Origin of the sequence: Corynebacterium freneyi, from assembly GCF_030408835.1 — a bacterium.
In the GTDB taxonomy this organism is placed as follows: domain Bacteria; phylum Actinomycetota; class Actinomycetes; order Mycobacteriales; family Mycobacteriaceae; genus Corynebacterium; species Corynebacterium freneyi.
The window spans coordinates 1,021,084-1,036,366 of the sequence record NZ_CP047357.1; the positions used below are offsets into that span (position 1 = coordinate 1,021,084).

Genomic DNA, 15,283 nt, shown 5'->3' on the forward strand with positions numbered 1-15,283 from the left:
CGTCAGTTCCCGGCCGGGGCGTCGTCGGCCCCGGAATCGGCGCCGGCATCGGCGTCTGCGTCGTCGCCGCCATCGGCGTCGTCGTAGGGCACGACGTCCGGGTCGCCGTCGTCGTCGCGCGAGACGGCGGGGACGAACATCAGGACTTCCTCGTCCTCGCGGAGGCCGCCCTTGATTTCGATGTTGGTGCCGTCGTTCGGCCCGAGCTGCACCTTGCGGCGCACCGGCTTCTGCGACGGATCCTCCGCCGGCAGATAGACGATGCCTTCGTTGAAACGGCCTTCGACGGCGGACACCGGCAGGGTGTTGACCTCTCCGGTGACGGCGCCGCCGATGGTCAGCGTGGCGGGAATGCCCTCGTAGACGGTTTGATCGTCGGGGATGTCGCAGCGGATCTGGGGTCCGCCGGCGCTCGCCGCGTCCTCGGCGGCCATCCCGGCGGCACCGCCGGAGGAGGAGGTCTGCCCGACGGTGACGATCTTCACCTCGGTGCACAGGAACGGCCCCGGCCCGTCGGTGATGCTCAGCGAACCCGAGCGCAGCGCGTCGCCCATGGAGTACAGCTGGCCGGGCTTCGGCTGCGCCATCGCGTGGAACGAGTTCGGCGAGATCGTCCCGATCTCCTGGCCGACCTCGACGACTTGGCCGATGACCACGTCCATGCTCACGGTGCCGCCCGCGCGCGCCGGGATGTCCCGGTAGCTGACCTCGGGGGCGACGGCGGCGGCGTCTTCGTCATCGGTCGCCGCCGCGGCACCGGCCGGCATCGTCGTCGACTTCACCTGGATCAGGCTGCGCCCCTGGTCGACCACCTGCCCCGACGACACGTACACCGCGGTGATCTCGCCGGACGCGGTCGCCCGGATCGGAGTGGGCGCGTCGCGCAGGATGGTCGCCGCCAGCTTCGCCTCGTTGTTGATGGTGTTCTTCTCCAGCGTCACCGTCGGCTGGGAGAAGTCGCCGTCGCCGACGAGCTGCGGCTCATCGCCGCCGGGGAAGAAGGCGATTTTCACCAGCGACAGCGTCGCCAGCGTCAGCAGCGCGTATTTGAAGGCCCGCAGGAGGCCCGCGCCTCGCTTCTTGTTCTTCATCGTGGGTGGTGTGTCCGTTCGGGAGGTGGGGGACGCGTCCGGGTGGTTCATCGGTGGTGGAACTGCATGGTCGCCACCCTGGGAATGCAGGCCCGGGTGGTGTGCAACAACAGGGAGATTAACACCGGGGATCGGCATTGCCCACGTTTATTTTGGTGATGAGTTTCACTTATTCCCGTTGTTGCGACGCCCGGCCTCCCGTCCGGCCTCCCGCGTCGCCGGATGCCCCGCCGGCCGGTGCCCACCTCACCGCGATTCTTCATCGGGACCGGGGCTTTTCCATGCTTGACGACGAACCGGCCCCCACCCGAAACAGGTGGGGGCCGGGGACGTCGTCAAGCAAAGAAGGTGACTACACAACCGTGAACTCGCCGTCGATGTACCGGTAGGTCACGTCGTCGAGCACGCCATCGCGGTCCTTCCAACGAACCGTGATCGAGTCGGCGTCGGTCGCCGTGACGGACTCGACCCGGCCGGCGTCGGGGCCGAAGCTCGGGTCGGCCTCGAAGCCTTCGGGAACGGCCGCCGTGCCCAGGTACGCGCCGTCGTCCGGGCCGTAGAGCAGGACCGCCTGCGGCGAGGAACCCGTCGCGCCGGCCACCGTGATCACCTGCGCGGCCACCGCCCGGTCATCGGCACGGGCGATGGGGAAGTAGCCGTCGGCGACCCAGTCCTGGTCCGCCGAGATGCGGCCCTCCCGCTGGGCGGCGTCGATCGCGGCGTCGAGACGGGCCTGATCGGCCTGGTCGTCGGCGGGGCCGGTCTCGATCTGGGTCTGCGCCGGGGCCGGTGCCGGATCGGCCGGTTCCGCGCCGGCCGTCGGGGCGATGGCGCCGGCGGTCAGGGCCAGCGCCGCCGCAGCCGAAGCGGTGAGCGCCCGGACGCGGTGGCGACCGGTGGTGGTGTGACGGGTGTTGGTGCAGAGGTCGGGGTTGCTCATCGTGTTGACCAAGATGTCCTCTCCGATCCGCCGAAGAATATTGCGTCGGGGACAAGGCGGCGGACCTCGTCGACCGGGCGCCGGGGCACCGGTTGCCCGGGGTTTCCGGGCGCCCGATCAACGTGCGGGGCCCACGATCGTCGTGGAGACCGACGCAGGCAAGGCGATGTCGCGACCGTTGTCGCATCATCGCCGGAGCGTTATGGGTATGTGATGTGCTGCGCCGTGGGGCGTCGCGCCGCCGTCGGGGGACCGGGGAACCGGTTAGACGCGCAACGCCGCGCGCAGTCCCTCCTCGACGCCTTCGGACACGTGGCCGAAGCGGTGCAGCGACCACGAAATCGACTGCTCCCGCAGGTAGTGCAGCATCTCGTGGCGGCCGCTGCGCACCACCGGCGCCGGATCGAGCCACGACCCGTTGTCGGCCGCGGCCCGCAGCGCACCCTCGGGCACGGCGCCCAGACACCGCACCCGCGACGACGCCTCCGCCGCCACCCGCGAGGTGAAGTCCGCGTCATCTTCGACGACGACCTCGATCAACCCGTGTGCGGCCAACACCCGCAACGTGGCGGCGAACGGCGAATCGGGGCGACTCGGCGACGTTCCCGGCCGGGCACCGGCTTCGGCGTCGCCCATCACCGACGGTGCGACGGTGACCACCGGCACGGCCGCCCGGCGGGTGCCCGGGGCATCGACGCCCGCGCCGACCGCCTCCCGCGCGGCGGCCGCAGCCAACGCCGTCCGCGCCAACTGCACCGGGTTCGCACCCGGACCCACGCGCACGGTCGGCTGCGGGAGGGGACGGTAACGGAAGACGTTGGCCTCGCCGATCAACCCCGATTCGTCGCGGGCGACGCCGAACTCGGTGCCCCGCCAGTACGCATCCGATGCCGCGGCGTCCCGGAGATACTCGATCGCGCCGTCGATGAGGGCGGCGGTTTCCTCCCGGGTGTCGGCGGACCCGGCGGCACCCTCGCGCAGGGCATTGGCCAGGTCACGCAACACGGCGTTGCCCCTGCGGCCGGGGCTGGCCTTCGGAATGGCCGACGACGCGACGTCGTGAAGCGTTCCCAGCTGCGCCACGTAGTTGGGGCCGCCCGCCTTCGCACCCGGACCGACCGACGACCCCTTCCACCCGCCGAAGGGCTGGCGGCGGACGATCGCGCCGGTGATGTGACGGTTGACGTAGGCGTTGCCCACCTCCACCTTCGACAGCCACGTGGCCACCTCGGAGGAATCGAGGGAGTGGATTCCGCCGGTCAAACCGAAATCGACGGCGTTCTGCCACTCGATGGCGGTGTCCAGATCCGGTGCGCGCATGATGCCGAGCACCGGGCCGAAACACTCCGTCATGTGGAACCACGAACCGGGGCGGACGTTGTCGCGGATGCCCGGCGACCAGATCGTGCCATCGTCATCGAGCGGGCGCGGGCGCACCAGCCACGATTCGCCGGGCTCCAGGGAGGTCAGGCCGCGGCGCAGTTTCTCGCCGGGCGGTTCCACCAGCGGGCCCATGTCCGTGGACAGGTCCCGGCCGTGGCCGACCTCGAGGGTGCGGGTGGCGTCGAGGATCTGCTCCAGCAGCCGCTCGGACTCGCCCGCGGCACCGACGAGGATCGCCAGAGAACCGGCAGAACACTTCTGGCCGGCGTGGCCGAACGCGGACGCCACGATGTCCGCCGCCGCCAGATCCGGGTCGGCGGCCGGGGTGACGATGATCGCGTTCTTACCGCTCGTCTCCGCCAACACCGGCCGCTCGGGCCGCCACGTCCGGAACAGCGCCGCAGTCTCCGACGCGCCGGTGAGCACGACGGCGTCGACGTCGTCATGCGTGATCAGGTGCTTGCCCGCCGCGGCCTCGTCGGTGTTGGCCAGCTGAATCAAGTCGGGGTCGGCGCCGGCGTCGCGCAGCCCCTCGCGCAGCGCGGCGACGGCGATCTCCGCCACCCGCACCACCTGCGGCGCCGGTGACACGATCACCGCCGACCCCGCCGCCAGCGCCGCCACGATGCCGCCGACGGGAATGGCCACCGGGAAATTCCACGGCGGCGCGACGACCGTCACCCGATTGGGCGTCAGCGCCACGCCCGGTTCATCGGCCAGCGCCCTCGCCGACGCCGCGTAGTACCGGATGAAATCGATCGCCTCGCTGACCTCCGGGTCGGCCTCGGCCACCGTCTTGCCCGGCCCATGCACCGCCGCGGCGATGAGGCCGCCGCGTCGTGAAGCGAAACGCCGCGCGACGGTCTCCAGAACCGCCGCACGCCCGTGCTCGCCGAGGTCGGACCACCCCGCCTGCACGCTCGTGGCGCGATGGACCACGGCATCGACGTCGGCGACGTCGGTGATCAGCGGCGCCCGCGACGGACCCGGATCATGCGCCGGATCGACCAGCGCCTTCGCCCACTCGCGATTGGCGGGCAACGCGGGATCGGTGTCTGGCTCGTTGGCGAAATCCGCCGGCGACGCCGCCGTCCGGGCCGTCTCCGCGCGGGGAGTGGTCACCGTGCCCGGGGCCGCGTCGCGCGTGGTCGGCGGGCCCTCGACGCGGCGGTCCTGGGTGCGGCGCGGCTCGGCGAGCGTGGAGTCGCGCTCGACGACGGCCTGCCGGAACCGCGCCTCCTGTCCCGACATCGGCGACTGGGGCGACGACGGCGCCGGACCATCGCCGCCGGCCCGCTCGGACTCGTCGACCGAGGTCATCGCGTGCAGGAAATTCTCCTCGGCGGCGTTTTCCTCCAGCCGGCGCACCAGGTAGCTCACCGCCACGTCGAAGCTGTCGGCGTCGACGACCGGGGTGTACAGGATCAGGCGACCGACGTCGTCCTGGATCACCTTCTGCTGCGCCGGGGCCATGCCCTGCAGCATCTCGGCGTCGATCTGCTTTTCGACGCCCCGTGCCCGCGCCAGTTCCACCGCCGCCGCCATGGAAAAGAGGTTGTGGCTGGCGACGCCGACCCGCAGGCTGTCGGCGACATCGGGACGCAGCGCGCGATCGAGCAGCCGCAGGTAATTGGCGTCCGTTTCCGCCTTCGTGGCGTACGGCGCGCGGACCCACCCGTGCGAGTCGGCGGTGACGGTCTCCATCGACAGGTTCGCGCCCTTGACCAGGCGCACCTTCACCGGGGCGCCGCCGCGGGCCGTGCGGGCGCGGGCGAAGTCGATGAGCCGATCCAGCGCCGCCACCGAATCCGGCAGATACGCCTGCAACACGATGCCCGCCTCCAGGCCCAGGAACTCGTCCTCGGACAGGATGCGCTCGAAGACCTCCAGCGTCAGATCGAGGTCGTGGTACTCCTCCATGTCCAGGTTGATGAACGGGGCAGCCGGCCGCGACGCCCGCCCCGGGGCGTCGACGGCGATGCGGTACAGCGGACGGAGCGTGCCGACGAGCCGGTCGACGCTGCCGTCGAAATCCCACGGATTGAGCTGCGAGACGACGCTCGACGCCTTCACCGACACGTAGTCGACCATCGGGTCGCGCAGCAGCGCCATCGTGTCCCGCAGGCGGCGTTCGGCCTCCTTCGCGCCGAGGACGGCCTCGCCGAGCAGGTTCAGATTCAGGCGACGGCCGCGGGTGCGGGCGTCGGCGAGCAGTTCGTGCAGCGCCTCGCCGTCGGAGTCGAGGATCAGGTGCCCGACCAATTGCCGCATGCGGCGGCGGGCGATCGGCATGACCAGCCACGGGGCCTTCGGGGCGAGCAAGCCGCCGAGCTTCATCGCCGCGCGGTCGAGCGGGGACAAAAACGACGGGGTCTTCGTGCCGCGGGTCAGGCGCACGAGCTGGCGGGCGGCGGTGGCGTCGTCCTCCGGGCGGGCGACCTGGTCGACGAACGCCATCGTGTAGTCCACGCCCGCCGGATCGTGGACGAGCTTGGCCAGCTGCTCCGCCGCATGATCCGAGGCATCCTGGACCGGGCCATCGGCCTCGCCGTCGCCACCTGCGGCCGGGGAGGAGTCGCCCGCGGCGCGGGAGCGTCCGGTGACCTTCTCCGCTTCTGCGAGCCACCCCATCGCCCGCTCCACCGCGGCATCCACCAAATCCTCGAGGGGAGTCAGGGCCGCGTCGCCGGTCCCTTGGTTGGACTGAGCCTCTTGAGCTTCCCGGGCCCCCTGAGTCCCCTGGCCGGCCGGGGTGCCCGGGCCGTCGTCGCGACCGTCGTCGTCGATCTGATGGCGGGCGTGCGTGGGGGCCATGGTTCCTCCTCGGGCGGGATCGGGCGGTCCCCGCGCCGGGCGGGTGCCCGTGCTGTGCGCGGGGAGGGGCGGCGGTGGGTGCCGCCTTCTGTCCGCGACCCTACGTATTGTTCCCACTGGGAAACAACCTGCGTTGGCGCGGCCGGCACGGTCCCGGCAACGCGAAAACCGGCCGACGGGAATCCGTCGACCGGTCGTGCGCGGAGTGCGCGTGGTGCGCGAGGTGCGTGCGGACCTAGATGAAGAACATCAGCACGGCGGTGATCAGCCACAGGGCGCTGAAGATGCCGGAGAACATGGCCAGCTGGCCCTTGGCCTTGTCCCAGTCCAGCGCGGCGGCCTTCTCGGCGCGCTCGCGGAAGTCCGGGTCATCGGGCAGCTCGTCATCGCCGGCGACGCCGAGGCCGGCCAGCATGACCGACTGCTTCGGGGTGATGACGAAGTACAGCAGCGCCCACGCGATGATCGTGAGGGTGATCGAGGCGTGCAGGGCGCCCTGCTTGATGTAGTTCTCGATGTCGGTGAACATGACGCCGAAGCCCAGCAGCGGCACGGCCAGCGAGAACAGGCCGTAGGTGCGGGTGACGGCGTGCATGGTGCGGGCGGCGCCGACGGTGCCGGCTTCACCGCCGCAGGCGGCGAGGGCGAGGCGGGGGAACATCGAGACGGCGACGGTGACCGGGCCGATCAGCAGGATCGCCGCGACGACGTGGGCGATGAGGACGACGTTGTTCACGTAGTGCCTTTCAGGTGGCGGATGTGGGCTGGTTCATGGGGAAACCGCCGGGTCGGGCGGGTTTCCCATCGGGGCGTCATGTTAGCCGACGGGGTCGGACGGCTCAGCGGACGGTGATGCCGCAGGCGTCGGCCATAGCCTCCCAGTCGGCGATCGACACCGCCAGCCGCCAAGCGACGGCGACGCGGAGGTAGCGGGCCGAATAGTCGCAGCGCAGGTCGCGGTTGGGCGGCAGCCACTCCGCCGGCGTGAGGTCCGACTTCGCCCGGTTGACGCCGGAGGCGACGGGCACGAGGTTGCGCTCCGCGTCGTTGGCGAAGGCGCGGCGGGTGCGGGCGTCCCACCGGTGCGCCCCGAAATCCCACGCGGCGGCGAGGGGATAGACGTGGTCGATGTCCGCGCCCTCTGCCGTGAGGTCGTCGCCGGTGTAGGGGTCGGCGATGATCGTGGCGCGGTTGCCGTCGCCGGTGCCGAACCACTCCGCGAGAACCGCGTCGCGGGTGTCGCCGGTGCCGGTGCCTGTGCCAGTGCCTGCGTCCGGGCCTGCGCCGGCCGGCGCCCAACCGCCGAAAAGCGACCGGTCGTAGCCGAGGACCGTCACCCGCTCGGCGACGACGCGGACGGTGGCGAGCAGTTCGGCCACTTCGGTACGCCGCCCGTCCCGACCACCCGCGCCATCGTCCGCGACGCCGCAGGCCACGGTGCACCCCAGGGGCAGGGCGATGAAAACCGCGACGAGGCGTCGTAAAGCAAAGAAGGGGAGGGGACTGCCGCACGCCGTCGGGGCGCGGGAAACGACACGGTTGCGGAAGGGCGCGAAAACGCGAAAAAGGCGGGTCACGTCTCATTCGACGCGACCCGCCCTCAAACGGTTCCGTTCAATTTCCCTCCCCACCCGGATGGGGTGGGACGGGGCGGCAACCGGCGGAAACCGGGTTTAGACCGTGGTGCCGGCCGGGGCAGCGGGCTTGGCGGCCTCGGCGGCGGCACGGTCGAACTCCTCGACGATGTGCGGAGCCGGAGCCTTCGTCAGCAGGGACACCGCGACCATCGCGATGGCGGAGGCCAACACGCCCGGCACGATCTCGTACAGGGTGTCCGTCAGCGGGCTCATGCCCCACGCGAACGACGTGATGGCACCGACGATGATGCCCGCCGCGGCACCCGGCACGTTCAGGCGACGCCAGTACAGCGACGCCACGATGACCGGGCCGAACGCCGAACCGAAACCGGCCCACGCGAAACCGACCAGCGACAGGATCGACGAATTCGGGTTCGCCGCGATGATGCCGGCGACGACCGCGACGCCGGCCACCGCGATGCGCGACGCCATCATCGACGTCGAGGACCGCAGATTCTTGTTCACGACGCCGCGGTACAGGTCCTCGATCAGCGCCGAGGACGACACCAGCAGCTGCGACGAAATGGTGGACATGATCGCCGCCAGCACCGCGGTGAGGATCAAACCGGCGATCAGCGGGTGGAAGATGACGCGGGTCAGGTCCAGGAAGATCGTCTCGTACGACTCCGTGTCCGTGATCGACGCGTCGGGGTTGCGCGCGAAGAACACGGTGGAGACGATCGCGACCAGCGTCGTGCCGAGCATGCACAGCACCTGCCAGGTCACGCCGTAGCGACGACCGGCGACGGCGTCGGCCGGGGAACGCAGCGCCATGAAACGCACGATGATGTGCGGCTGGCCGAAGTAGCCCAGACCCCAGGCGAACAGGCCGATCGCGGTGATCAGCGGCACGCCGGTGAACGGGTTGAAGAAGTCCTCGACCGGGGTGCCGTCGCTGCCCGGGTAGGGGTTCTCGGCGGCGAAGGAGAACAGGTCCGAGACCGGCTCGCCCTCGCCGGTGAGCACGAACATGGCGACGATGGGCACGGCGATCAGCGACAGGAACATGATGACGCCCTGCACGGCGTCGGTGTACGACACCGCCAGGAAACCGCCGAACAGGGTGTAGAGCACGGTCACGCCGGAGACCAGCAGCAGGCCGACCATGTAGTCGCCGCCGAAGGTGGACTCCCAGTAGCGGCCGCCGGCGACCATGCCGGAGGACACGTAGAAGGTGAAGAAGATCAGGATGATGATGCCGGAGGCGACGCGCAGGATGCTCGTCGAGTCCTCGAGGCGGTTTTCCAGGAACGACGGGATGGTGATGGAGTTCTTGGCCACCTTGGAGTAGCTGCGCAGGCGCGGGGCGGTGAGCTTCCAGTTGGCCCACGCGCCGACGCACAGGCCGATGGCGATCCACGTCTGGTTGAGGCCGGACAGGTAGATCGCGCCGGGCAGGCCCATCAGCAGCCAGCCGGACATGTCGGACGCGCCGGCGGACAGTGCCGCGACGAACGGGTGCAGGCCGCGGCCGGCGAGCATGTAGTCGTCGTATTCCGTGGTCTTACGGTAGGCCGTGAAGCCGATGTAGAGCATCAGGGCCAGGTAGATGACGATGGCTATGAGATACCAAGTCGTCGTTTCCAAGTGGGTCCACTCCTTCAGGTGTGGGAAATCATGTCTACGTGCGTAAAAGTGACTAAACGACGTTTTCACGTTCCCGCCGGGGCGCGCAAAACGGTGACCTGGGTTTTTCCGGTCGGGCGCGCTTTTTTGAACCTTAATGTGACCTGTGAGCGGCGGGGATAACGAATTCGTAACAATGTGGGTTCGGCGATTCTGATCGCCCTGTTGCGCGGGGTGGTTCCGGGGCCTGTCGGGGTGGAGGCGCGGGTGCCCGAGCGGGTTCGGAGTCGGTGTTCGAACGCGCGGCTGGGACGATCCGGGGCGGGTGGCATGATCGGGGCATGTCTTCGACCACCCATCTGCTCCACGGTTTGTGGCTGCCCGGTTCCGGGTTGAATCTGTGGCTGGAACGGGTCGAGGGGCATCGGGTGTTGGGGGCGCTTGACGACGCCTCCCGGGAGGCGCTGCCGGCTGCGGCGCTGGCCGCGCTGTCGTCGGTGCCCAGGGGGCGACCCGAGGTGGAGCTGCGCACGCCCAAGGGCAGGACCGTGCGGCACGTGTTGCCGACGTGGGCGTTCGTGCCGGAGCGTGCGGTGACGGTGCTGGAGTCGTTGCGCGGCGACGTCGACGATGTCGCCATCGCCGCGGATCTGCGTTTCCTCGTTCGGGTGCAGGAGTCGTTGGAGCGGTGGGCGCGCGCCGGGCGTGCGTTGGTGGCGGTGACGTGGGAGGACGGCCAGTGGTGGCCGCAGTGGAGGTTGCCGGACGGGTTGAAGGAGACGTCGTGGCGGGCGCAGGTGGCCCAGCGCACTCCGCCGGTGCTCATGGTCAACGGTGGCGGCGGGATGCTCGACGATCTGGTCGGCCGGTTGTTCCACTGGACGGTCAATGCCCTGTTGTCCGATCTGCCGGAGCCGCCGAAGGGGCGGCAGGCGTTCGTGCGGGCGCTGTTGGATTCGGAGCCGTTGCGGCGGGCCACGCCGGACGTGGCCACGGATCTGGCGCAGTGGCGGGCGTCGGCGACGGGCGAGGACGTCCGGCTGCTGCTGGTGCTCGAGGAGCCGGAGGATTTCGACGATCCGGATCATGGCCGCGTCATCGACATCGTCAAGCGCCGGGGGCGAAGCGGCGCCGAGGGGGAGGGGGCCGACGGTGCCGCCGAGCCCCTGTGGTGGCCGTTGCGCATGCATTACCGCATCGGCGTCGATGCCCCCGAGCGGCTTGACCCGGCAATGTGCCGGGGCTCGGTGCTCACCCAGCTGCGTCCGCAGTTGGAGGTGGCCCAGCACGCCTTTCCGGTGTTCCGCGACGCGATGTCGGACGGCGATGGCCTGGACCTGTTGCTGAGTCCGGAGCAGGTCGTGGAGTTGGTGGCCCGGGGCGTCGATGCGCTGCGCGACGTCGGCATCGCGGTGATGCTGCCGCGCTCGTGGGTCGCCGCCGAGCCGACGCTGCGCCTGGAGGTCGATCCGCGGGAGATGCAGCCGGTCGGGTCGGTGCGCGGGGCGACGGAGTCGCGCGTCGGTTTCGACCAGATCGTGGATTACACGTGGCGGCTGACCCTCGGCGACGAGGTGTTGTCCGACGATGACATCCGTCGCCTGTCCGAATCGGGTTCGGGGTTGGTCAAGCTGCGCGACACCTGGGTCGCCGCCGATCCCGTTGCGACGCGCAAGGCGCTGAAGTTCCTCGAGGAGCAGACGAAGGCCGGCGAGGCCACGGGGAAGGGCTCGGCGGCGCTGAAGGAGCTCCACTTCTCCGAAGGGGCCGTGTCGCAGGCGCCGGTGCCGGTCGACGTCGACGCCCGCGGGTGGGCGCGGTCGCTGTACGGGGCGGGCGGCGAGGACCACGTCGCCGATGCGGCCGGGAAAGCCGGGGACGACGGGGAGGGCGAGAGCATCGCCGACGGCGCGTTCCAACGTCCGCGGGTGCCCACCCCGAGGGGTTTCGTCGGACAGCTGCGCGAATACCAGCGGCGCGGCCTGGATTGGCTGGCGTGGATGTCGGATGCCGGATTCGGCGTGATCCTCGCCGACGACATGGGTCTGGGCAAGACGGTGCAGATCCTCGCGTTGCTGCTGCATGAGAAGGAAACCCGCCTCTCCGCGGAGTCCGGCTGTCTGCGGGATGGGGAAGACGTCGTCAAGCACTGGCCGACGCTGCTGGTGGCGCCCCTGTCCGTGGTGTCGAACTGGGCGAACGAGGCTCGGAAGTTCGCGCCGGGCTTGAAGGTGGAGGTGCTGCACGGCGGCAATCGGCCGCGCGGGGAGGAGCTCAAGCGCGTCGCGGAGAATGCGGATCTGGTGGTGACCACCTACGGCATCGTCGCCCGCGACCCCGGCGAATGGGCGGCGGTGGAGTGGGATCACGTCATCCTCGACGAGGCGCAGGCCGTGAAGAACCCCAACACCGCGGCGGCCAAGGCGGTTCGGCTGCTGCCCGCGCGGCAGCGGATCGCGTTGACGGGCACGCCGGTGGAGAACAACCTCGGCGAGCTGCGGGCGATCATGGATTTCTGCAACCGCAACATCCTCGGATCGGCGCGGTCGTTCCGGTCGAGGTTCGCCGCGCCCATCGAACGTGACGGCGACGTCGAGGTGGCCGCCGAGCTGCGGGCGATCACGGCTCCGTTCATTCTGCGGCGCATGAAGACCGACCCCGGCATCCTCGACGACCTGCCGGAGAAGGACGAGTCCGTCACTCTCGTGCCGCTGACCGCCGAGCAGGCGCTGCTGTACAAGGGGTGGGTCGAGGATCTCGAGCGCGAGGTCGAGGCGGCGAAGGGGATGAAGCGGCGGGCGCTGGTGTTGCAGGGCATCACCAAGCTCAAGCAGATCTGCAACCATCCGGCGCATTTCCAGTCCGACGGGTCGCCGCTGCTCAACCGCGGCCGGCACCGGTCGGGCAAGGTCGCGGAGCTGGAGCGCATCGTCGACCAGGCGGTGCTTGCCGACGAGCGCGTCCTGGTGTTCACCCAGTACACGGCGTTCGGCCGGATGCTGCAGCCGTGGCTGTCCGAGCGGCTGGGCCGCGAGATTCCGTTCCTGCATGGCGGGGTGTCGCGGGCGGAGCGGGCGCGGATGGTCGACGAGTTCAACCACGAGGATGGAGCGCCGGTGATGGTGCTGAGCCTGAAGGCCGGTGGCACGGGCCTGAACCTCACGGCCGCCAACCATGTGGTGCACGTCGACCGTTGGTGGAATCCGGCGGTGGAGGACCAGGCGACCGACCGCGCCTACCGCATCGGCCAGCGGCGGGATGTGCGCGTGCACAAGCTGGTGGCCAAGGGCACGATCGAGGAACGCATCGACCAGGTCATCGCGGGCAAGGTCGATTTGGCGCGGGCGGTCATGCCGACGGGCGAGGCGTGGCTGACCGAGCTCGGGCTCGATGAGCTGCATCGCCTGTGGAGGCTCGACGACGCCCGATCGCGCGAGGCCGAGCGGGCGGCCCGGGCCGGGCACGTGAAGGAGGAGGATCGGGATGGCCGGCGGTGATGTGACGTGGGGCGACAACGTCATCTACGCGAACTTCGGTGACGGTAGCGCCCGTGGCAGGGGACGGCGCGCCGCCCGGGGGACGTCGTCGCGGAAGGGGGCGACGGGTCGTCGTGCGGTTCGGGACGCCTCCCGGGCGCCGCGCACCCCGGTGGCCCGGCGCCTCTGGGAGTCCGTGGCCGACGCCACCGACGACGGGCGGCTGGAGCGCGGCCTGGCGTACCACCGCGACGGCAACGTGCTCGGCTTCCGGATGGTCGACGGGCAGGTCGTCGGAGAGGTGAAGGGCAGCCAGCCGGCGCCGTTTACCGTGGTGGTCAAACTGCCGTACCGCGACGCCGACGCGGCCGACGCGGTGTTGCGGTGGCTCGCGGACACCGATGGGGCCGCGGACGCCTTCGCCCGCGGGGGGTTGCCGGACAAGCGGCTCGATGAATTGCTCGTGGCCGACGACGAAGAGCCGGCGCCGCGATGTTCGTGCCCCGACCCGCATCCGGCGTGCAAGCACGTCGTCGCGGTGATGGCCGCCGCGGCGCAGGCCCTCGACGCCGAGCCGCTGAACGCGTTGGAGCTGCGCGGCGTCGGCGTGCACGAGGCCAAGCACCGGCTGGCGGCGATGGCCGCCGACGCTGCGGCGAAGAAGTCGGCGCGGCGCACCGGCCGCGATGCCGACGGCGGGCCCGCCCGCCCCGTGCGCCGACCGACCGGGCCGGGGGCCCACGATGCGGTGCTCGAACTGGTGGAACGGGACTTCTGGGGCAATGACCTGCCCGCGATCGAGGTGCCTGCGCCCGAACCGATGGTCGTGCTCCGCGACACCGACCCGACGCTGCTGCATGCGGCGCTGCGGTCGACGACGGTGCTGTCGGTGGAGACGCTGCGCGCGGTGTCGGATCTGGAGGATTGCTGGGATCATCTGCTGTCGCCGCCGTCGTTCGATGATGCCGACGCCGATGGCGGGGCCGGCGGTCCCCGTGGCGGCGATGACGATGGTGTCGTCGCAGCGTCGTTCGACGACGAGGAATGACCTGAAATGGTCGGGGAAGGGGACGGAACTTCCCGAAGTGACGCTCGGGTGAACCGATGTTCGAATGGGGGTGGGCGTCGGCGGGCGGTGATCCGGGGCCTCTGATAAGACTCTGAACATGGATGAGCAGCGGGATTGGCGGTCGGAGGGCGGACACGGCGACGTACCGGAGGGTGCGGTGCGCTTCCTGCACACGTCGGACTGGCAACTGGGCATGACCCGGTGGTTCCTCAAGGAAGGCGACGGGGAGGCGCAGGCCAGGTACTCGGCCGACCGTCTCGAGGCCGTGCGGCGCATCGGGCGGCTCGCGCAAGAGCGGGGCGCCGAATTCATCGTCGTCGCCGGCGACGTCTTCGAGTCGAACACGCTGCCCGAACGCGACTTCCAGCGGTCGCTCGACGCCATCCGCGAACTTCCCGTGCCCGTGTACCTGCTGCCCGGCAACCACGACGCGCTCGATGCGACGTCGGTCTACCACCGGCGGGTGTTCGACGAGGTCGCCCAGAAGGGCGTGCACGTCCTGCGCGATTCGGAACCCGTGGAGGTCCGCCCCGGCGTGGAGATCGTCGGCGCGCCCCTGACCAGCCGGGTTCCCGACGTCGACCTCCTCGCGGAGGCTCTGGAGGACCTCGAGCCCACCGGCGGCGTGCGCGTCGCCGTCGCCCATGGCCAGGTCGCCGGGTTCGGCGCGGAGGTCGGGGAAACCCTGTCGCTGGAGGCGATTGCGGCGGCCGTCGACAAGCGCGCCGTGCATTACGTCGCGGTGGGAGACTCGCACTCGGCGCAGCAGCTCGACGACGACGGGCGCGTGTGGTTCTCCGGATCGCCGGAAACCACCGACTACGACGACAAGGAGAAGAACTCCGGCACCGTGCTCGTCGTCGACGCGCGGCCCGACCGGGCGCCGCTGGTGGAGGCCGTGCACATCGGCCAGTGGCATTTCCGGGCCATGGACCGAGACATCGCCGACGTCGAGGATGCGCGGGCCTGGCTCGACGAGCTGCGGATGCTCAACGACAAGTCGCGCACCTGCGTGAAGTACTCGCTGCGCGGCACCCTCAACCTCGTCGCCGACGCCGAGCTGAAGCGGGGACTGCGCGAGATCGAGCCGTCGTTCGCCGCCCTGTACCGGCGGGCCAGCGGCTCCGAAATCACCGTGGTGCCGGAGGACGGCGACATCGGCGCGCTGGGAGTCAACGGCTTCCCGCTCGACGCCGCCGAACGGCTGAAGACGAGGACGGCGGACCCGGCGCTGGCCGAGGAAGACCGTCGGACCGCCGCCGACGCGCTGGCGCTGCTCGCGCGCCTGGCCGGAACCGGGAAGTAGG

General features: G+C 70.5%; 9 protein-coding genes. 3 read left to right on the forward strand and 6 right to left on the reverse strand.

What is annotated here, in order from left to right:
• Positions 1-2: 2 nt before the first annotated feature.
• From CFREN_RS04710 to putP, 6 genes are all read right to left on the reverse strand, one after another.
• A complete protein-coding gene (locus CFREN_RS04710) occupies positions 3-1,091 on the reverse strand; it encodes an efflux RND transporter periplasmic adaptor subunit (protein ID WP_209653481.1) in 1,089 nt (362 codons plus the stop codon).
• 352 nt (positions 1,092-1,443) lie between these two features.
• Positions 1,444-2,031 carry a hypothetical protein gene (locus CFREN_RS04715; protein WP_209653478.1) on the reverse strand — a complete coding sequence of 196 codons (588 nt, stop codon included), beginning with the start codon at positions 2,029-2,031 and terminating at the stop codon, positions 1,444-1,446.
• Between the two features lie 264 nt (positions 2,032-2,295).
• A complete protein-coding gene (locus tag CFREN_RS04720; protein ID WP_244979545.1) occupies positions 2,296-6,228 on the reverse strand; it encodes a proline dehydrogenase family protein in 3,933 nt (1,310 codons plus the stop codon).
• A gap of 235 nt (positions 6,229-6,463) precedes the next feature.
• Positions 6,464-6,964, reverse strand: a complete 501-nt coding sequence (locus tag CFREN_RS04725) for a DUF2269 domain-containing protein (protein ID WP_209653476.1) — start codon at positions 6,962-6,964, stop codon at positions 6,464-6,466.
• Positions 6,965-7,067: 103 nt separating this feature from the next.
• Positions 7,068-7,805, reverse strand: a complete 738-nt coding sequence (locus CFREN_RS04730) for an HNH endonuclease family protein (protein WP_209653473.1) — start codon at positions 7,803-7,805, stop codon at positions 7,068-7,070.
• A 96-nt stretch (positions 7,806-7,901) separates the two neighbouring features.
• On the reverse strand, positions 7,902-9,452 hold the full coding sequence (gene putP, locus CFREN_RS04735; protein ID WP_070522716.1) for a sodium/proline symporter PutP: 1,551 nt from the start codon (positions 9,450-9,452) through the stop codon (positions 7,902-7,904).
• Between the two features lie 320 nt (positions 9,453-9,772).
• On the opposite strand from putP, the gene CFREN_RS04740 reads away from it, so the two are divergent.
• From CFREN_RS04740 to CFREN_RS04750, 3 genes are all read left to right on the forward strand, one after another.
• Positions 9,773-12,928 (forward strand): DEAD/DEAH box helicase, encoded by a 3,156-nt coding sequence (locus CFREN_RS04740; protein WP_209653471.1) that lies wholly within the window; start codon positions 9,773-9,775, stop codon positions 12,926-12,928.
• Entirely contained in the window at positions 12,915-13,955 is a 1,041-nt protein-coding gene (locus CFREN_RS04745) for a hypothetical protein (protein ID WP_209653469.1), read from the forward strand. Before CFREN_RS04740 ends, CFREN_RS04745 begins: the two co-directional genes overlap by 14 nt.
• Before the next feature lie 118 nt (positions 13,956-14,073).
• Complete coding sequence (locus CFREN_RS04750; protein ID WP_244979544.1) at positions 14,074-15,282, forward strand: metallophosphoesterase family protein; 1,209 nt, start codon at positions 14,074-14,076, stop codon at positions 15,280-15,282.
• The last annotated feature ends 1 nt before the right edge of the window (position 15,283 follow it).

Bases quoted from the DNA above. Each gene is read 5' to 3' on its own strand.
- CFREN_RS04710 (WP_209653481.1), bottom strand. From the start codon at position 1,091: ATGAAGAACAAGAAGCGAGGCGCGGGCCTCCTGCGGGCCTTCAAATAC.
- CFREN_RS04715 (WP_209653478.1), bottom strand. From the start codon at position 2,031: ATGAGCAACCCCGACCTCTGCACCAACACCCGTCACACCACCACCGGT.
- CFREN_RS04720 (WP_244979545.1), bottom strand. From the start codon at position 6,228: ATGGCCCCCACGCACGCCCGCCATCAGATCGACGACGACGGTCGCGAC.
- CFREN_RS04740 (WP_209653471.1), top strand. From the start codon at position 9,773: ATGTCTTCGACCACCCATCTGCTCCACGGTTTGTGGCTGCCCGGTTCC.
- CFREN_RS04745 (WP_209653469.1), top strand. From the start codon at position 12,915: ATGGCCGGCGGTGATGTGACGTGGGGCGACAACGTCATCTACGCGAAC.
- CFREN_RS04750 (WP_244979544.1), top strand. From the start codon at position 14,074: ATGGATGAGCAGCGGGATTGGCGGTCGGAGGGCGGACACGGCGACGTA.